The organism is Parapedobacter defluvii (genome assembly GCF_014642075.1).
Lineage (GTDB): Bacteria > Bacteroidota > Bacteroidia > Sphingobacteriales > Sphingobacteriaceae > Parapedobacter > Parapedobacter defluvii.
Map to the genome: position 1 here is coordinate 149,527 of NZ_BMIK01000001.1, position 18,342 is coordinate 167,868.

Consider the following 18,342-nt stretch of genomic DNA (forward strand, 5'->3'; position numbering starts at 1 on the left):
ATGAAAACGATACAGCTATATATCAGTATGATTTTAACGGCTTGCTTCACAGCGGGATGCAACGACAATCGATTGGACATTGATCCGTTGAATATCCTCACGCTTGACCAAGTACTTCAAAGTGAGTCGGCCATTAGTGCCTATATGGCAAGCCTTTACAATGCATTGCCCATGGAAGATCACTTGTTTTTCGCCGGTGGAGGCGGGAACCGGTTGGCCAATAATACCGATGAGGCGATCAGTTGTTTCAATGATGAGCGCGATGGAATCGGCGACGGCACGTGGACCCAATGGTGGGGATATAACCATGTAAGGAATGTAAATGATCTGATGGAACACCTTCCTGCTTCCTCCCTGGGTGAAACGGTTAAGCAGCGTCTGCTCGGCGAAGCCTATTTCATCAGAGGATACTATTATTTTGCCATGGTTAAGCGTTACGGCGGAGTGCCGATCGTCAAGCAGGTGCAGTATTATACGGGCGACAACCTTGATGAACTTCAGGTGCCCCGAAACAAGGAGGAAGCGGTCTACGATTTTATCGCAAGTGATCTTGACAGTGCGGCACTATTACTGGGCGAGACAAATGCGCACGGCCGGGCAACCAAATATGCCGCCCTCGCATTGAAATCCCGCGCGATGCTATATGCCGCATCGGAAGCGAAATATGGAACTGTACAGCTGGACGGTATCGTCGGAATACCGGCGTCGTCGGCAGATAGATTTTGGGAGGCTGCTTATGACGCTGCAAAGGAAATCGTTTCGTCTTCCCATTATTCCCTATATGACCGCATACCCGATGACAAGGCTACCAATTTCCAGCGGTTGTTTCTTGATGAGGACAACCCCGAGATTATTTTGGCCCGACGTTTTGCATTTCCCGATAAGACGCATGGGTATGACAACTGGGTACTGCCATTCGGCGTGCGAGGACCTGATGGCTATAGTTCAAGGATGAATCCTACGCTTGAGTGCGTAGAGCAGTTCGAATATATCGATGGAACTCCGGGAAAATTGAAAATCAAAGACGAATCCGGGGCGCCGATTTACTACGAACATCCCGTTGATTTGTTCAGGGACAAAGATCCCCGCCTGCTCGCCACGGTTATTGTCCCGTTCAGCGAGTGGCAAGGAGCTGTCGTGGACGTTCAAGCGGGGCTTTACGACCAAGGCATGAAGTATGAAGCCGGTGATTATTCAGCATTGTATAATCCCGAAACCCATCGGCCTGATAACGAAAACGGCACCATGCGCATTGTCGGATTAAGCGGGTTTGGTGGAAGTGAGAAAACGCAAACGGGGTTTTACACCCGTAAATACTTAGACGTCGATTTGCCGCGCTCGCGTGCTACTTTCGCAGGGTCGGACCAACAGTGGATAGACCTCAGGTACGGTGAGGTGTTGTTGAATTATGCCGAAGCGGCCAGCGAACTGCAACGGGTTGACGATGCAAGGTGGGCGGTGAACGAAATACGCCGGCGTGCCGGTATCAGGTTGCTCGAAAACTTGGAAGTTACGACAGAAAAGGTCCGGCATGAACGGCTGGTGGAATTGGCTTTTGAAAACCATCGTTGGTGGGACTACAGAAGATGGCGGTTGTCTGATCAATTACTGAATAATTCGAGGTATACAGCGCTAAAACCTTACTACGATTTAGATACAAAAGCATATCGGTTCGAAGTTGGTGTAGCAGGCCGTTTCCCGAAAACATTCCCGGTGCGGGTTTATAAGGAGCGCATTGAACCGGGTGAAATCAGTAAGAACCCCAAGCTCATCCAAAATCCAAATTATTAAGTGGTCAGTTCACCAAATACAAGCATAGTCATGATAGTCCTTAAAAAAGTATTCTTTCCGGCTCTGTTGCTGCTTTCGTGTAGTAAGATCGATAATTACGATGCACCGAACGGTGCCATCTACGGAAAATTAATCGATAACATCACTAACGGAAATTTGCAGTCTGAGCAACCCAATGGTTTCATTGTCAAGTTGTTTGAGAAAGGGGGTGCAATGAATTCGCCGATTATCTTCACAGGAAAGCCTGACGGCTCGTTTGAGAACGCCTGGATTTTCCAAAATGAATACCGCGTTGTGCCCACTGAAGGGGCATTCTTTCCCGTGGACACCGCTGTCATCCAGGTGGGGGCACGTACGGAAGTGAACTTTACAGTAACCCCATTTTTAGCTGTAACAGGTACTTCGGTAGAAACTGCCGCAGGAAAGATCACAGCCACCTACCAAATAGCTCGTACCATAGCGGCCGAGAAAATTGTCGAGCGAAAGACACTGGTGTCTAGGATACCGACGGTTAATAATGCCATTTTTGATTTCAAGAGTGAAACGAACTTGTCCAACATGCCCGACGAAGAGATCCTGGCTGCTTCGTTTTCGGATGAGGTCGCCGTTCCCGCGGGATCGTATTACGTGCGGGTGGCTGTCCGTACGGATAATGCACTGAGAAGGTATAATTACAGTGAAATCGTTCAGATCAATGTGCCGTAAAGTACTGCCGTTCGTTAGTATGATTTTGCTGTGGATGGGGTGCAGTCAAAAGACTGATGTGCTTGATTGCGTGGATCCCTTTATCGGCACGGATGCACATGGACATACCTTCCCGGGTGCTACCACGCCATTTGGCATGGTTCAGCTCAGCCCTTCTAATGATGCGAAGGGCTGGGGATGGTGCTCTGGGTACCATTACAGCGACAGTGTACTGAAGGGATTTGCCCATACCCACCTCAGCGGTACCGGACTGGCTGGCTTGGGTGATATCCTGCTGATGCCGACCATGGACCCTGTACAAACGGATGCAGGCACCGAGAAAAACCCGGAAAGTGGCTACCGTTCGAGATTTTCGCACGATGAGGAAGGCGCCTCTCCTGGTTATTATTGGGTACATCTGCTGGATGATGACATCCGGGTTGAACTGACCTGCACACCAAGAGTGGGTTTTCATCGGTACACGTTTAACCGTGCAGGTAAAGGAAATATTATTGTCGATCCCACGCATCATATTTATGAGACGGTGGAAAAAACTGAAATCGAAATGATTTCCGATACCGAAATACGAGGGTATAAGCAGAGCGACGGCGCGGGTGGCAACCGAAAAGTTTATTTCTACGCAAAATTTTCGAAGCCATTCACTGCTTATGGTATTGCTGTGGGCGATTCCATGATTCACGAGAAAGGTACAAAGACCGGCCATAGCATCAAAGCTTATGGTTCGTTTAATGTACAACGAGGTGAATCGATAGAGGTAAAGGTGGCGCTTTCCTTCATCGGCTATGAGGGGGCAAAGAAAAATTTTGAGGCGGAGGCTGCAGACAAAAATTTTGACGAAGTACGGGAAGGTGCAGCGGACAAATGGCGGGAAAAGCTGTCAAAAATCGAGGTAAAAGGGGGAACAAGGAAAGACAAGCGAATCTTCTACACAGGGCTTTACCATGCGATGATCGCACCCAACCTGATCAACGATGTTGACGGAAACTATTGCATCGAAGGAAAGGTGTATACCGACACCGCCAATCAATACAGCACTTTCTCCACGTGGGATACATTCCGGGCATTACATCCGCTGTTGACCATCATTGACCCACAGATCACCAAGGAAATTGTCAATTCATTGATCTCTCGGCACTTCGATTCCAAAGTAGAACTGCCCATTTGGGAACTTTGCGGCTACGACAATGCCTGCATGACTAGTTATACCCCCACATCTGTTATTGTAGATGCTGTGCGGAAAGGGATACCGGGCATTGACCCGGAGCGGGCTTACCAGGCAGTAAAAGCAGCTAGTTTATATGACCCAAAGGCAAGCTATTATGCAGGCGGGCAGATTTTACCCTGGCTAAAGAAGTACAATTACGTCCCCTCGCATTTAGTACAATCGGTTACGCATACCATGGAATATGCGTACCAGGACTGGTGTATCTATGTACTGGCTAAAGAGTTGAACAAGATCGAAGATACGGCTTATTATAAAAAACGCTCGCAGAGCTACCTCAACTTATACCGGCCTGAAAAGGGTTATTTCTGGCCCAAGGACACCTTGGGGAACTGGACGGATGTAAACCTCACCGATTGGCACAACATGCAGGCCCATTACATCACGGGCAATATCTGGGGATACTCCACTTTTATTCCGCATGGTATGGATAAATTGATCGAATTAAAAGGCGGAAAGGAAAAATTCTGCGCTTGGATAGATGCTATCATCAGCGATACCACTCATATTGAAGGGGATGTACATGTGGATTTGTCGGGTTTCATCGGCAAATACGGGCATGGCGATGAACCGTCGCACCAAATGCCCTACCTTTACAACTACGGCGGGCAACCTTGGAAAACCCAAGCATTGGTGCGGCGGGTGATGGACACCTTCTATGCAGACACGCCCGATGGTTTGGTCAACAACGAAGACTGTGGCCAAATGTCGGCTTGGTACATTTTCGGTGCCCTCGGATTTTATCCATTCTGCCCGGCTGACAACCTATATACACTGGGATCGCCATTATTCGAGGAGGTTATCATCCACTTGGGCGGAGGGAAAACCTTTACGATTGCCGCGAAAAATGCGTCTGGAAATAATAAATATGTGCAGCAGGCTCATATCGATGGATTTCCATTGGAACAACCGTTCATTCGACATGAGGATATACAACGTGGAGGGCGATTGGAGTTTATCATGGGAGCACACCCAGCGGAATCTGCGTTCATTCAATTGAACTGAATATACTCGCAATCCCCAAAAGAAGACATTAACAAACCCAGAATATGAAAAACACATTAATATTTATACTGTTATTTGGTATTACCACTTTATGCTACTCTCAATCCTTTGAAATACGAGGTGTATTGCCCTGGCACAATTTTTTGTCGGGCCCATCGGCTTGGAATGCGCAGGATTATGAGAAATACCTGGATGAATGCCAGAAGAAAGGGATCAATTTCATTGCTTTCCATAATTATACGGGTGGAGGCGAGCGCTATTTCAACTACGTGGAGCCTATGGTGAAAATCCAATATAAAAATGTGTTACCGGAGACAGGTTTTGATCATTCGGGAATGGCACGATGGGGGTACCTGCCGATGAAAGTGAATGAATTTGCGTACGGAACCGATAAGTTGTTCCGGTTACCCGGAGGGGTGAAATATTTTGGCGCGGACTGCTCGGTGTTGGCCAACACCAACGAGGAACGGTATAAGCTGGCGCAGTCGCTCATGCAAAATGTGCTAGAAATGGCTCATGCGCGGGGTATGCAAATGGCAATGGGGTTTGAATTCGGGGTAGCACCGCCGGAATATGCTTCTATCAGAACCCGCGGCGACATGTATTGGCTTGGTCACGGCAGCATCGTATATAATCCGTTTGACCCCGATGCTACAGGTATTTTGTATGCAACCATTGACAACATCCTGGAGACCTACCAGGGTATCGATTGGATATACCTTTGGCTGAATGAACATTGTATGTTTGGCATTGACCCGGCGGTAGCCCTGAAAAACCAACGCATGAAAGCATTCTTTGATGAAAACGGAAAATATTTTGAATCCGAAGCGATCGATGATAACCTGAAGTTTCTCGGCGTCTGGGCACAGGCGTATATTCAAAAAGCCTACGATTACATCAAGCGAAAGGCTCCTGATACAAAGATTGTCATCGGCGGATGGGGCGCAGAGTATCAAATGGGACTATTGCTACAAGGGCTTGATAAAGTGCTGCCCAAGGACGTCGTATTTTCCATGCTAAATCCTGCACAAGGGGCAAAGCCGCACCCCGGATACTTCAAAGCAATTGCTGCCAATCGCCGGATATGGGCCATTCCCTGGTTGGAGGGCGATTATTCACTGTGGCATCTGCAGCCCCGGGTGCAGGACATGCGGGCGCACGTAAAAAAGGCGGCAGACGACGGGCTCAACGGCGTCGTGGGCATTCATTGGCGCACGGCAGAGATAGCAGCCAATTTTGAGGCATTTGCCCATTTCGCAGTTAATCCGGTGGATGATCGGGGGGTCGAAACCATCTATCGCGACCACTGTTTACATAACTACGGTGTGTACGCGGCCAAATACCTAGCACCGCTATTGGCTTCCAACGATACCTCAAAAATCCTGAGTGGCATCCAATCCGATGTATACTTTGCGTATACCCCCGCATGGGGCAGGCTCACCCACCAGCAGGTGAAAGCCTGCAATGTATTGATCAACACAATTGATGATTGCCTGTTACATGAAAAAGGTAAAGATCACCTTGCCAACTTGACATGGTTGAAAGCCAACTACGAATTTACATTATTGCTGGACGAAGTAAGCCGCAGTATGGAACCGGCGTGGAAAATCCGTGAAGAGATCTTATCGGGCATAGCGGGGCAACAGGAGGAACAGGACGTCAGTGGGGCCTTGGAGCGGCTACGGGAAGCACCCATCGAACGCCTGTTCACCACGTATGCCTCACGGGTACGTTCGCGCGGAGAACTCGGCGTGCTTTCTTCCCTTAACCAGCGTATTTGGCGAGAATACGGTTTGCTGAATGATTTTTTACAGCAGTTAAGATGAAGATGATGGAGAAAGCAGTTTTCCTATTGGTTTTGGCGCTTGGTATCCACACTGCAAGCGCCACCGAATATCATGTGTCCGTGTCGGGCAGTGATGGCAACCCGGGAACAACCGATCGGCCGCTACGCACGATAGGTGCCGCGGTGGAGCTGGCCATGCCGGGCGATACCATCACCGTATATGCGGGTGTGTACCGTGAGCAGGTGACCCCACCGAGGGGTGGCTTTGCCGGGCGTCCCATCACCTACCGTGCGGCAGAAGGTGAAAAGGTTATCATCAAGGGATCGGAGGAGGTGAAAGGTTGGCAACGCGTCAAAGAAGACCTTTGGAAGGTACAGTTGCCTTATCGCTTTTTTGGGGCTTATAACCCCTTTACCGACAAGGTGTGGGGCGATTGGTACGAAGGCTGGATCCATACGGGTGAGGTTTACCTGGATGGCAAACCTTTGAGTGAGGTCGGATCGTTGAATGCTATATTGGATAATGTGCCGGCGTTGAAGCGGAATAATCCGTGTCCGGAAAATGCGCTGCCCGAGAATCACACGTGGTTTGCTGCAAGTGATAGCGGTCGTACCACCGTATATGCGCGCTTCGGTGAGGCCGATCCCAATACTCAACTGGTGGAGGTTAATGTGCGCAGGGCCTGTTTCTACCCGGATAAGAATTTCATCAACTACATCACCGTCACGGGTTTTGAAATGTGTCATGCAGCCACGCAGTGGGCACCACCTACAGCCGAACAACCGGGCCTGATTGGCACCAACTGGAGCAAAGGCTGGATCATTGAACATAATATCATCCACGATGCAAAATGTACCGGCATCACGTTGGGCAAAGACCGCTACACGGGCGACAACATGTGGAGCAAGGATCCGCCCATCGACGGCAGTATACACTACAATGAGGTGGTGCATCGAGTAATCGCCTACGGCTGGAACAGGGACAGCATCGGCTCGCATATCGTGCGCAACAACGTAATCTACAATTGCGGCCAGGCAGGTATTTGCGGTAGCTTCGGTGCGGCATTTAGCGAAATCAGCGGCAACGAGATTTATGACATTTACACTTACCGACCCTATATCGGAGCCGAAATTGCGGGTATCAAACTTCACGCGGGCATCGATGCTGTGATCCGCGATAATTACCTGCACAACGCAACCTTGGGTGTGTGGCTTGATTGGATGTCGCAGGGCACGCGCGTGACAGGCAACCTGTTCCATGGTAATACCAATGTGGATCTCTTTATGGAAGTGAACCATGGTCCGTACATCATCGACAACAACATCCTGCTCTCCACGCATGCCATCCAGGATTGGAGCCAGGGCGGTGCGTATGTACACAACTTGATCGGGGGTACCGTGGCCTTCTTGGAACAGGATCGGAAGACACCGTTTTTTGCCCCACATTCCACGCAGTGGCTGGGTATCGCTGATATTCCCGGCGGTGATGATCGTTACTACAACAACGTATTCACCGGGTCGGAGGCTACGGCTCAATGGGCGCATAGCTTATACCTGCCGGAGGGAGTGCCACAGTTGTATGGGCTGAGTGTCTATGATAAACCCGTGCTCCCTGTTATTGCCGATGGCAACGTATATCTCAATGGTGGGGCAGCCGCCGTGGGGGCGTTGGAAACCAACACCACTCGGGACGATAGCGTGCCACCCGTACTTACTTTCCGTCCGGATGGAACTGTCGCATTGGAGTGGGTGCCTCCCCGGGTAACCGGTAAACGGGTGACCTCAACACAACTGGGGTTGGCACGAGTGCCGCAGGCGCGTTTCGAGAACCCCGATGGTAGCGATCTAGTCATCGATATCGATTACTTTGGAAACAGCCGGGCCAGTGCTCCCATAGCTGGACCTTTTGAAAGCTTTGCCGGCCGTGTAACTACGGTCTGGCCAAAAAAATAATGCATTGAATAAAACATTCATTTTACTTGTCTCGTTTGTCGCCGCTCTTGGAGGCCTGCTGTTCGGTTTTGATACCGCGATCATCTCCGGTACCATTCCTTATATCACGGAATATTTCTCTCTCAATGAATACATGCTGGGCTGGGCAGTGAGTTCTTTATTGATCGGTTGTGCGATAGGCGCTGTACTGGCCGGGAAAATCGCGGACGTCTATGGCCGGAAAACCACACTGATTATCTGCGCGGTTTTATTTGCAGTATCCGGTATAGGGGCTGGATTGTCTCAGCAATTGACAGGATTTATCGGCTATCGTTTGATTGGCGGACTGGGCGTCGGGGCAGCAGCGTTGGTGTCGCCCATGTACATCGCTGAAATCGCCCCTGCCAACTGGAGAGGTAGGTTGGTGGCTTTTTACCAACTTGCCATCGTATTGGGTATTCTGCTTGCCTATTTTTCCAATTATGTGTTTGATGGCTGGGGTGCAAATAACTGGAGATGGATGTTCATTTCGCAGGCCGTCCCTTCCGTGCTTTTTCTGTTTTTCCTGCTCTTTGTTCCTGAATCCCCTCGTTGGATGATGAAGAAAGGCCACGAGGCCAGATCCTTACAGGTACTTTCTAAGATATCGGGGGATGTTGCCGCCCGAAAGGAATTGGCAGAAATTAAAGGCAGTTTCCAAACACATGAACCCGCTACCCTAAAGATCCTGTTCTCCAGAAGTTATCGTAGTGTTGTGATCATCGGCATCTTGGTTGCCGTGTTCCAACAGGTCACCGGTATCAATTCCATCCTGTATTATGCACCCGTCATCTTTAGGGAAACCGGACTTGACAGTTCGTCCTCATTGCTGCAAACCCTTGGCATTGGCTTTGTTAATGTCGTTGCTACGTTTATTGCCATCGGATTGGTGGACAAAGTCGGCAGAAAAAAATTTCTATTGGCGGGTTGTCTACTGATGGGGCTTTCACTGGTAATCGTAGGGTTATGTTTCCATTACAAATATTTCAGCAACTATATCGTGCTCCTCGGCATGTTGGTGTACGTGGGCGCTTTCGGTTGCACCCTCGGCGCGGTGACGTGGGTATATCTGTCGGAGATATTTCCCAATCGCATCAGAGCCCTGGCGCTATCTGTTGCTACACTATCGTTGTGGATCGCTGATTTCATTGTGACCTACACCTTTCCGGTGCTAAGCCAGCAGCTCGGTACAGCAGTGACAATGCTCAGTTATGCAGCGCTCTGTGCAATTGCTTTTTTATACATGCAATTTCAAGTAAAAGAAACCAAAAACAAATCATTGGAAGAAATCGAAACATTATTTGTTAAATAAACAATCGTTATGAGCCATACAGTCGCATACATCAATGGTGGAAAATTGTCTTCGCAACACATAGCATACTACGAAAAATTTGGTTACCTGATAGCCCCGGACCTGTTGTCACCGCAAGAGATTGCCGCACTCAAAAGAGAAACGGCTGCTATCTTCCGCGGTGAACGGGGGAATATCGAGGGATTGGTTCCCGTAGCACCGGAAGAGCCGGACAGCGAAGTGCTTAAGAAATATGTGGCCATACATTTTCCCCATAAAATATCCCCGGTAGTCCACAGGTTCTTATCCCACGAGAAGATAACGGATATATTAACGGGTGTGGTAGGTCCCAATGTTAAATGCATGCAATCAATGTTATTCGTAAAGGCACCCGGGAAGCGGGGACAAAGCTGGCATCAGGACGAGTATTACATCCCCACGAGGGACCGCTCGCTGATCGGTGCGTGGATTGCGATTGACGATGCCACGGTAGACAACGGCTGCCTATGGATCATTCCCGGGCGGCCAGGCCAAATGATGCGGCGCGTACCTTATCATGGCACAGAATACGCCGATGTGGACACGGTGGATATTGGCGCACGGGAACAGGAGGCTATTCCGGTAGAAGTGAAAAGTGGCACGGTAGTATTCTTCAACGGCTATACATTGCACAGTTCACGTGCTAACCGCACAACTGACTGCTTCCGTACGGCATTGGTGAACCATTATATGAGTGCTGAATCCATGCTCCCCTGGGATCAGGACGGTAATCTGCCCCCTACTGAAGATTTAAGAGACATCGTGATGGTTGCAGGTGAAGATCCTTATGCGTGGAAAGGAATTGCGGACGTGAACAAACCTTACCTGCGCCCAGAGGTGCTGCGGATCAAGACGGATTTGACTTGAGCATTCGAGGAGCCACAAATGAAAATGGAATTTTATTGCCCCCGCTGGGGGAGCGAAAACATACCCTGGCAGGATTTCATGGACAGGGTACAAGCAGCGGGTTATGATGGTATTGAATACGCCATTGACACTTCCGTTAGTATGCAGGAATTGGATATGGTATGGGAATTGGCTGACAAACGGAACTTACGCCTGATTGCTCAACATTACGGCACCGACGCTGCCGATTTTGGGGAGCACCGGGACATATATGGTTGCTGGTTGGAACGCCTGCTGGCTTATCCGATGGCGAAGCTCAATTCCCAGACAGGAAAAGATTGGTTTACATTTGACCAGAATATGGAATTATTGGCCCTATCGGGCGACATGGCAGGGAAAGCGGATGCATCGGTGGTGCACGAAACCCACCGGGGTAAATTTAGCTTCGCTGCCCATGTGACGGAGAGGTACCTACAGAAAATGCCTAACTTACGTCTGACGTTGGATGCTTCGCATTGGTGCAATGTAGCCGAATCGTTACTGGAAGATCAGTCCCGGGCTTTGCACCGGGCAATCGGCCGCACGGATCACATCCATGCGCGCATTGGTTATGCACAGGGGCCGCAGGTACCGGATCCACGTTGCCCGGAATGGCGGGAGGCTCGGCAGGTACACCTGGACTGGTGGGACCGCGTAGCCAAGCTGAAAAGCGGAGAGGGCAGTGTGTTGACAGTAACGCCAGAGTTCGGCCCATTTCCTTACATGGTGCATTCGCCCGTGAATCGTAAACCCCTGGCAAACCAATGGACACTGAACCTGTGGATGATGAATGTGCTGAAAGAAAGATGGGAGAGGATGTAATTATTTTACAGACTCTCTGAAATGGTTACGGAAATGGGAAGGCGTGAATCCCTTTATTTTTAGAAACTGCTTGTTGAAATTGGCCAGTGTATTGAACCCGCTTTCATAGCAAATATCAGTGATAGTCAGGTTCGTGTCGATCAATAGGTTGCAGGCATATCCAATTCGCACTTCGTTCAGAAAAGAAACGTAGGTTTTTTTGGTACTTTTCTTGAAATAATGACAAAAAGCGGGTACACTCATGCCCACACTTCCCGCAATATAGGTCAACGAGATGGGCTGCTTGAAATGGTCTATGGTGTACTGGAATATCTTGTCTATCCGTTCTTTATCTTTTGCGTTAAGTTGCTTCACCTCTTGGTTGGAAAGCTCAAGGTATTCTGCTTCAAAAGCGATAATGGATAGGCATTCGCAAAGCGCTGTAATTCGTCTGAATCCTTTCAGATATTCCAGATCGCGTACTAATATACGCAGTCGTTCCTTGCTTTTACCAACAATTTTCAATCCCTTTACAGATGTTTGAAACATGAGTTTGATATCACGCAGTTCGGGAAGCTCCATGAATGTTTTGCCCCAAAAGTCCTCGCGGAACTGAATGACTACTGCGCTGGTAATCAGATCCTGTTTCTTTTGGAAGGTATGTGGCAGGTTGGCCCCCAGGAAGAAAATATCTCCGGTCTCGAAGGTATCCACATAGTTCCCGATGAAACTCATTCCCTCTCCCTCCGTGAAGAGGATCAGCTCATACTCGATGTGTTGATGCCAGGGTACCTCAAAATTTGGTGTTCTGTATGTCCTCGCTACAAAAGATGAATCTTCCGAAAGGGGGAGTTTTTGAATCAATGGTTTCATCTCATATCAAATACTCAAACAACGTTTGGTCACTGTTTACCTCTTTGAAATCAAATCGGTGGGTGCGCATACGATCTACCAAAGCGGTGTAATCAGATGCATTTTGTAATTCTATGCCCACTAACGCAGGCCCCCGTTCGCGCTGGGTCTTTTTAATGAATTCAAAGCGGGTAATGTCGTCATGAGGGCCTAGCACCTCATTGACAAACAATTTGAGTGCGCCCGGTCGTTGGGGAAAGCGGACAATGAAATAGTGTTTCAGGCCTTCGTACAACAACGACAACTCTTTGATTTCGCCCATCCGGTCAATATCGTTATTGCCTCCGCTTATAACGCAAACGACAGTTTTTCCAACAATTTTGTCTGCGTAGAAATCAAGTGCCGCCACAGCAAGTGCGCCCGCCGGTTCGGCCACGATGGCATCTTTGTTATACAGTTCAAGGATGGTGGTGCATATCTTACCTTCGGGTATGAGATGCATATCATCCAAAAGCTTGCTGCAATATTGATAAGTTAAGTCACCGATGCGTTTCACCGCTGCACCATCCACAAAACGGTTGATTTCAGTCAGGGTAACCGGCCCTCCATGTTCCAAGGCGGTTTTCATGGACGGAGCTCCGGCAGGTTCCACCCCATAAATGCAGATTTTGGGTTTTTTTTCTTTGAGATAGGTACCTGCACCCGCAGCGAGACCACCGCCGCCTATGGGAAGAATCACCATGTCGGTATCCGGTTGATCCTGGAGAATTTCCAGTCCAACCGTGCCCTGCCCTTCGATGATAGCTGGATCGTCGAAGGGATGTACAAAGGTCATATTGTGTTCGCTGGCATACGTCAATGCAGCCTGTTGGCAATCGTCAAAGGTATCACCCGTGAGGATGATCTCAATATATCCTTGGCCAAACATTTCCGTTTGGCTGATTTTCTGCCGGGGCGTCGGTTCGGGCATGAAGATCACTCCCTGAATGCCGAGCCGTTTGCAGGAGAAAGCTACTCCCTGTGCATGATTCCCCGCGCTCGCACAAACGACACCCCTCTTTCTGTCCGCTTCGGAAAGCAGGCTGATTTTGTTGAATGCCCCCCGCAACTTATAGGAACGGACTACCTGCAGATCCTCTCGCTTGAGGTAAATGGATGCACGGTATTTTTCCGAAAGCCGCTGGCTGTACTGCAGGGGCGTATGTGCAACCACCTCCTTTAAACGCCGGGAGGCCGATTCAACGGATTCAATCATTGAGCAGATGTTTCCGCAGTTTCCGGTAACCCGATCTGAGCAGCTAACCAATCGCCTACTTCACTGGTCTTATAGGCTTTGTTTGTTCCAGCCAGGTCCTCGGTTACAACCCCCTCTGCCAGCGATTTATTGACCACAGATCGGATAATACCTGCTTCCTCTTTCAATCCGAAAGCGTCCTCGAACAGCATGGCCGCAGAAAGTACCGTTGCTAAAGGGTTGGCAATGTCTTTTCCGGCTGCTTGGGGATAGGAACCGTGAATCGGTTCAAACAGGGAAGTATGTAGGCCGATGGATGCTGAAGGCATCAAGCCCATAGATCCTGAAATGACTGAGGCCTCATCCGTCAGTATATCGCCAAAAAGGTTTTCGGTAATGATCACGTCATAAGACGACGGCCATTGTACCAAACGCATTGCCACTGCATCCACAAACTCGTAGCTAACGGCTACTTCAGGGAAATCTTTTTCCATGTCCTGCACAGTTTCCCGCCACAGCCGTGAGCTTTCCAACACATTTGCCTTATCCACACAGCATAGCTTCTTGCGGCGGTTCATGGCCATTTCAAAGCCTAGTTTGGCCAACCGTTGTACTTCTTCACGGGTATAGGTACAGGTGTCAAACGCCGTATCTCCGTTATCTTTCCGTCCCCGTTCACCAAAATAAATGCCCCCCGTCAGTTCACGGAGAATAATCAAATCGGTTCCTTCAATGCGCTCCCTTTTCAGGGGAGAATTGTCGATCAGTGAAGGGAAGGTGAAAGTAGGGCGTACATTGGCAAAAAGGCCGAGCTTTTTGCGCATTTTTAGGAGACCTTGTTCCGGACGCACAGGAGCTTTCGGATCGTTGTCGTAGCGCGGGTGACCGATGGCGCCGAAGAGGATGGCATCAGCGGCCATGCAAACCTCATGGGTAGCATCCGGATAAGGATCGCCGACCGCATCGATGGCAGCTGCACCGGTCAACGCCGACGTCCAATTGATTTTGTGGCCAAATTTTTCGGCTACCGCATCCACTACTTTTACGGCCTGTCCAACTACTTCCGGTCCAATTCCATCACCGGGTAAAAGCGCAATATTTAATTCCATGATTTATAAAGTCAAAAGTTAAAAGTCAAAAATAAAAAAAGCTGGTCTCACATCTCGTGCCTCGTATTTCGTACCTCGTACCTCATATCTGATGTCTCCTGTCTAATATTGGCGTTCAAAACAATGTTTAGCATTTTCTGGGTAGCTTTGATGGCAGAAACCGTTTGGTCAGAGTCCAATCCGCGAGTAGAAAATGTTCGTTCGCTTGTTTTCCACGTAATGGTCGTTTCGCAAAGTGCATCCGAACTGCTTCCCGGTGCAATACGGACATTGTAATCGATCAGATTCGGTAACTGGATGTTGTTTTTGGCGTAGGCCATGGTTAGCGCATTCATAAATGCGTCAAACTGTCCGTCTCCCTGTGCATGCTCTTCAAACAATTGTCCGTTGATCCGTATGGCGATGGTCGCCGAAGGGCGGAGCCCCTTGGCGTGGTTGAGCACATAAGATTCCACAAAGATTTTTTCATCATGGGCTTTGCTGGTAAGTATGTCGGAAATGATATAAGGCAGGTCATCCATGGTGACCGTTTCCTTTTTATCGCCCAATTCGATAACTCGTTGGGTTACCTTTTTCAGGTCTTCCTCATTCAGCTTCAATCCCAGTTCCTGCAGGTTCTTCTCGATATTGGCTTTCCCGGATGTTTTGCCGAGCGCATATTTGCGTTTACGCCCGAAACGCTCTGGCAGCAAATCGTTAAAGTACAGGTTGTTTTTGTTGTCACCGTCTGCATGGATGCCCGCTGTCTGGGTGAATACATTGTCGCCAACAATGGGCTTGTTGGCCGGTATGCGTACGCCCGAAAAGTTTTCCACTAGCTTGCTCACCGTATAGATCGCAGATTCCTGGATGCCGATTTCTGCATCGTCCAAAAAGTCGTTGATAACTGCGACTGCACTTGCCAAAGGAGCATTGCCAGCTCGCTCGCCCATTCCGTTTACGGTAAGATGCAGGCCATTGACACCAGCCTTCACGGCTTCCAGTACATTAGCCGTACCGAGGTCATAATCGTTGTGGGCATGGAAGTCAAAGTGGATTTCCGGATAACGTTTCCGCAGTGCCGAAATGTACGCAAATGTTTCGGAAGGAGTCAGCACACCCAGTGTGTCGGGTAGCATAATCCGATCGATGGGTTGTAAGATCAGAAAATCAAGGTATTCCGACACATAATCCGGAGAGTGGCGCATCCCGTTGCTCCAATCTTCGAGGTATACGTTGGTACGAATCCCCTGTTGGGCAGCTTGTTCGATTACCGAAGCAATTTCTTTGAAGTGCTGTTCGGGTGTTTTCCGTAACTGATGTGTAAGGTGGTTCAACGAACCCTTGGTCAACAGGTTTTGTACGTTGACACCGGCCTGTTGCATCCAGGTAATGGATACGCCGTTATCCACGAAAGATAGGACTTCGACACGGTCTAGGTATCCGTTGTCCGTCGCCCAATTGGTAATGGCTTTTACGGCTTCAAATTCCCCTTGGGAAACCCGTGCCGAAGCAACTTCTACCCGGTCTACACGGAGTTTTTCCAACAATAGCTGGACGATGGTGAGTTTTTCAGAAACCGAAAACGACACGCCCGAGGTTTGTTCACCATCGCGCAGTGTCGTATCCATGATTTCTATCTTCCGTCTTTCCATGACTACAGCGGAAGGGTCTTCGAAAACTCCTCGATGTCCGATTTTATGTTGAGCAGGTAGTCAATGTCATCAAACCCGTTCATCATGTTCTCTTTTTTGTAACTGTTTATTTCGAAGGATTCCTTTTCACCGGTTGCCAGCAACGTGACGGTCTGTTCGGGTAGGTTAACTTCCAGCTCCGTATCGGGATTGGCATAAATTTCCGCAAAGATCCGCTCCAGGAATTCAGCGCTTATCTGAACCGGCAATACGCCCACGTTTAGGCAGTTATTCCGGAATATGTCGGCAAAAAAGCTGGATATCACACATCTAAACCCGTAGTCATAAATGGCCCAAGCCGCGTGTTCGCGGGACGAACCGGATCCGAAGTTTTTGCCGCCGACGAGGATTTTACCCCGATAAGTAGGATCATTCAATACAAAATCTGCCTTGGGTGTATTGTCCGGATTGTATCGCCAGTCGCGAAACAGGTTATCGCCGAATCCGACACGCTCGGTGGCTTTCAGAAACCGGGCGGGAATGATTTGGTCCGTGTCTACGTTTTCGATCGGCAGTGGCACTGCCGTGCTTCTTAATATATTAAAACTGTCGTATGCCATATCGTTATTGGATAAGGGTCCTTGGATCGGTTACTCTTCCGGTCACCGCTGCAGCTGCTGCAACCAATGGGCTGGCCAGCAACGTACGGGCACCCGGGCCTTGCCGGCCTTCGAAATTACGGTTGGATGTACTGACTGCATACTTGCCTGCCGGAATTTTATCGTCATTCATAGCCAGACAGGCTGAGCACCCTGGCTGCCGCAAGGTGAAGCCAGCTTCGGTAAGGATATCGAGGATTCCCTCTTTTCTGATTTGTTCTTCCACTACATGCGAACCAGGTACCAGCCAAACGGTTACATCATCGGCCTTATGTCTGCCTTTCACCAGCGAAGCGAATGCGCGGAAGTCCTCGATACGGCCGTTGGTGCAGCTTCCTACGAATACATAGTCGATTTTCTTGCCTACCATCGGCTCGCCCTCATGGAACCCCATATAGCCCAGTGATTTTTCATACGTGGCTTTGCCTCCTTCTACCTGTTCGGCGTTGGGGATTTCATGGGTAATACCCATACCCATACCCGGATTGGTGCCGTATGTAATCATGGGTTCGATTTCGGAACCGTCAAACGTCAATTCTTTGTCGAACACAGCGCCCTCGTCTGTCTTCAGGTTTTTCCAGTAGGCCATGGCTTTATCCCAATCAGCACCTTTCGGGCTGAACTCCCGGCCTTCGATGTAATCGAATGTAGTCTGGTCGGGAGCAATCATTCCACCGCGGGCACCCATTTCGATGCTGAGGTTACAAACCGTCATGCGGCCTTCCATGCTCATTTGCTCAAACACACTGCCCGCATATTCCACGAAATAGCCGGTGGCTCCTGATGTAGTTAGCTTGGAGATAATGAACAACGCCACATCTTTGGGAAGTACCCCTTTGCCCAATGCGCCGTTGATAGTGATACGCATCTTTTTGGGCTTGGGTTGCATGATGCATTGGGTCGATAATACCATTTCCACCTCGGATGTGCCAATACCGAATGCAATTGCACCGAAAGCACCGTGGGTAGAGGTATGTGAATCGCCGCACACAATGGTAGCACCCGGTTGGGTGATGCCGTTTTCAGGGCCAATAACGTGCACAATGCCGTTCTTATAATGACCCAATCCCCAATGCCGGATACCATACATTTTTGTGTTTTCTTCCAACGCTTTTAGCTGGTTGGCAGACAAGGGATCCTGTACAGGTTTGTCCTGATTGATGGTCGGCGTATTGTGGTCTGCCGTCGCAAAAGTACGCTCCGGATACAATACACGGATTCCACGGTTTCTGAGTCCCAGAAATGCAACGGGACTGGTCACTTCATGGATAAGATGCCGATCAATAAATAACACATCAGGCCCCCCTTCGATCTTCCGCACTACGTGTGCGTCCCACACCTTGTCAAATAATGTCTTACTCATTTTTATAGTTGCTGTT

At 49.3% G+C, this 18,342-nt stretch carries 14 protein-coding genes; 8 read left to right on the top strand and 6 right to left on the bottom strand.

Translation table 11 applies throughout. The features are described 5' to 3' along the window. The 8 genes from IEX60_RS00525 to IEX60_RS00560 are packed head-to-tail and all read left to right on the top strand — an operon-like array spanning nucleotide 1 to nucleotide 11,517. Nucleotides 1–1,791, top strand: coding sequence for a RagB/SusD family nutrient uptake outer membrane protein (locus tag IEX60_RS00525; RefSeq protein WP_188746315.1), 1,791 nt, complete (start codon nucleotides 1–3; stop codon nucleotides 1,789–1,791). A 30-nt stretch (nucleotides 1,792–1,821) separates the two neighbouring features. Continuing rightward, nucleotides 1,822–2,496: a DUF3823 domain-containing protein gene (locus IEX60_RS00530; RefSeq protein ID WP_188746317.1), complete on the top strand. Its 675-nt coding sequence runs from the start codon at nucleotides 1,822–1,824 to the stop codon at nucleotides 2,494–2,496. Continuing rightward, nucleotides 2,486–4,723 carry a GH92 family glycosyl hydrolase gene (locus IEX60_RS00535; protein WP_188746318.1) on the top strand — a complete coding sequence of 746 codons (2,238 nt, stop codon included), beginning with the start codon at nucleotides 2,486–2,488 and terminating at the stop codon, nucleotides 4,721–4,723. Before IEX60_RS00530 ends, IEX60_RS00535 begins: the two co-directional genes overlap by 11 nt. A 44-nt stretch (nucleotides 4,724–4,767) precedes the next feature. Then, entirely contained in the window at nucleotides 4,768–6,549 is a 1,782-nt protein-coding gene (locus IEX60_RS00540) for a hypothetical protein (RefSeq protein ID WP_188746321.1), read from the top strand. Then, nucleotides 6,546–8,462 (top strand): right-handed parallel beta-helix repeat-containing protein, encoded by a 1,917-nt coding sequence (locus IEX60_RS00545; protein WP_188746323.1) that lies wholly within the window; start codon nucleotides 6,546–6,548, stop codon nucleotides 8,460–8,462. The genes IEX60_RS00540 and IEX60_RS00545 overlap by 4 nt, the downstream gene beginning before the upstream one ends. Nucleotides 8,463–8,466: 4 nt before the next feature. Next, a complete protein-coding gene (locus IEX60_RS00550) occupies nucleotides 8,467–9,792 on the top strand; it encodes a sugar porter family MFS transporter (protein WP_188746324.1) in 1,326 nt (441 codons plus the stop codon). 9 nt (nucleotides 9,793–9,801) lie between these two features. Beyond that, nucleotides 9,802–10,677, top strand: coding sequence for a phytanoyl-CoA dioxygenase family protein (locus IEX60_RS00555; protein ID WP_188746326.1), 876 nt, complete (start codon nucleotides 9,802–9,804; stop codon nucleotides 10,675–10,677). Nucleotides 10,678–10,701: 24 nt separating this feature from the next. Continuing rightward, on the top strand, nucleotides 10,702–11,517 hold the full coding sequence (locus IEX60_RS00560) for a sugar phosphate isomerase/epimerase family protein (protein WP_188746328.1): 816 nt from the start codon (nucleotides 10,702–10,704) through the stop codon (nucleotides 11,515–11,517). On the opposite strand, the gene IEX60_RS00565 is transcribed toward IEX60_RS00560, so the two are convergent. Genes IEX60_RS00565 through leuC form a run of 6 tightly spaced genes read right to left on the bottom strand, consistent with a single transcriptional unit; the run spans nucleotide 11,518 to nucleotide 18,326 of the window. After that, nucleotides 11,518–12,369 (bottom strand): AraC family transcriptional regulator, encoded by an 852-nt coding sequence (locus IEX60_RS00565; RefSeq protein ID WP_188746330.1) that lies wholly within the window; start codon nucleotides 12,367–12,369, stop codon nucleotides 11,518–11,520. It abuts the gene before it with no gap. A 1-nt stretch (nucleotide 12,370) separates the two neighbouring features. Beyond that, the gene (ilvA, locus tag IEX60_RS00570) at nucleotides 12,371–13,603 is read right to left on the bottom strand and encodes a threonine ammonia-lyase IlvA (protein WP_188746333.1); all 1,233 of its coding nucleotides are present in this window, start codon (nucleotides 13,601–13,603) and stop codon (nucleotides 12,371–12,373) included. Continuing rightward, the gene (leuB, locus tag IEX60_RS00575) at nucleotides 13,600–14,691 is read right to left on the bottom strand and encodes a 3-isopropylmalate dehydrogenase (protein WP_188746335.1); all 1,092 of its coding nucleotides are present in this window, start codon (nucleotides 14,689–14,691) and stop codon (nucleotides 13,600–13,602) included. Before leuB ends, ilvA begins: the two co-directional genes overlap by 4 nt. A 47-nt stretch (nucleotides 14,692–14,738) precedes the next feature. Beyond that, complete coding sequence (locus IEX60_RS00580; RefSeq protein WP_188746336.1) at nucleotides 14,739–16,325, bottom strand: hydroxymethylglutaryl-CoA lyase-like TIM-barrel protein; 1,587 nt, start codon at nucleotides 16,323–16,325, stop codon at nucleotides 14,739–14,741. A gap of 2 nt (nucleotides 16,326–16,327) precedes the next feature. Then, nucleotides 16,328–16,924 carry a 3-isopropylmalate dehydratase small subunit gene (leuD, locus tag IEX60_RS00585; protein WP_188746339.1) on the bottom strand — a complete coding sequence of 199 codons (597 nt, stop codon included), beginning with the start codon at nucleotides 16,922–16,924 and terminating at the stop codon, nucleotides 16,328–16,330. 4 nt (nucleotides 16,925–16,928) lie between these two features. Then, nucleotides 16,929–18,326 carry a 3-isopropylmalate dehydratase large subunit gene (gene leuC, locus IEX60_RS00590; protein WP_188746341.1) on the bottom strand — a complete coding sequence of 466 codons (1,398 nt, stop codon included), beginning with the start codon at nucleotides 18,324–18,326 and terminating at the stop codon, nucleotides 16,929–16,931. Nucleotides 18,327–18,342: the final 16 nt, after the last annotated feature.

Bases quoted from the DNA above. Each gene is read 5' to 3' on its own strand.
- IEX60_RS00525 (WP_188746315.1), top strand. From the start codon at position 1: ATGAAAACGATACAGCTATATATCAGTATGATTTTAACGGCTTGCTTC.
- IEX60_RS00530 (WP_188746317.1), top strand. From the start codon at position 1,822: ATGATAGTCCTTAAAAAAGTATTCTTTCCGGCTCTGTTGCTGCTTTCG.
- IEX60_RS00535 (WP_188746318.1), top strand. From the start codon at position 2,486: ATGTGCCGTAAAGTACTGCCGTTCGTTAGTATGATTTTGCTGTGGATG.
- IEX60_RS00540 (WP_188746321.1), top strand. From the start codon at position 4,768: ATGAAAAACACATTAATATTTATACTGTTATTTGGTATTACCACTTTA.
- IEX60_RS00545 (WP_188746323.1), top strand. From the start codon at position 6,546: ATGAAGATGATGGAGAAAGCAGTTTTCCTATTGGTTTTGGCGCTTGGT.
- IEX60_RS00555 (WP_188746326.1), top strand. From the start codon at position 9,802: ATGAGCCATACAGTCGCATACATCAATGGTGGAAAATTGTCTTCGCAA.
- IEX60_RS00560 (WP_188746328.1), top strand. From the start codon at position 10,702: ATGGAATTTTATTGCCCCCGCTGGGGGAGCGAAAACATACCCTGGCAG.
- IEX60_RS00565 (WP_188746330.1), bottom strand. From the start codon at position 12,369: ATGAAACCATTGATTCAAAAACTCCCCCTTTCGGAAGATTCATCTTTT.
- ilvA (WP_188746333.1), bottom strand. From the start codon at position 13,603: ATGATTGAATCCGTTGAATCGGCCTCCCGGCGTTTAAAGGAGGTGGTT.
- leuB (WP_188746335.1), bottom strand. From the start codon at position 14,691: ATGGAATTAAATATTGCGCTTTTACCCGGTGATGGAATTGGACCGGAA.
- IEX60_RS00580 (WP_188746336.1), bottom strand. From the start codon at position 16,325: ATGGAAAGACGGAAGATAGAAATCATGGATACGACACTGCGCGATGGT.
- leuD (WP_188746339.1), bottom strand. From the start codon at position 16,924: ATGGCATACGACAGTTTTAATATATTAAGAAGCACGGCAGTGCCACTG.
- leuC (WP_188746341.1), bottom strand. From the start codon at position 18,326: ATGAGTAAGACATTATTTGACAAGGTGTGGGACGCACACGTAGTGCGG.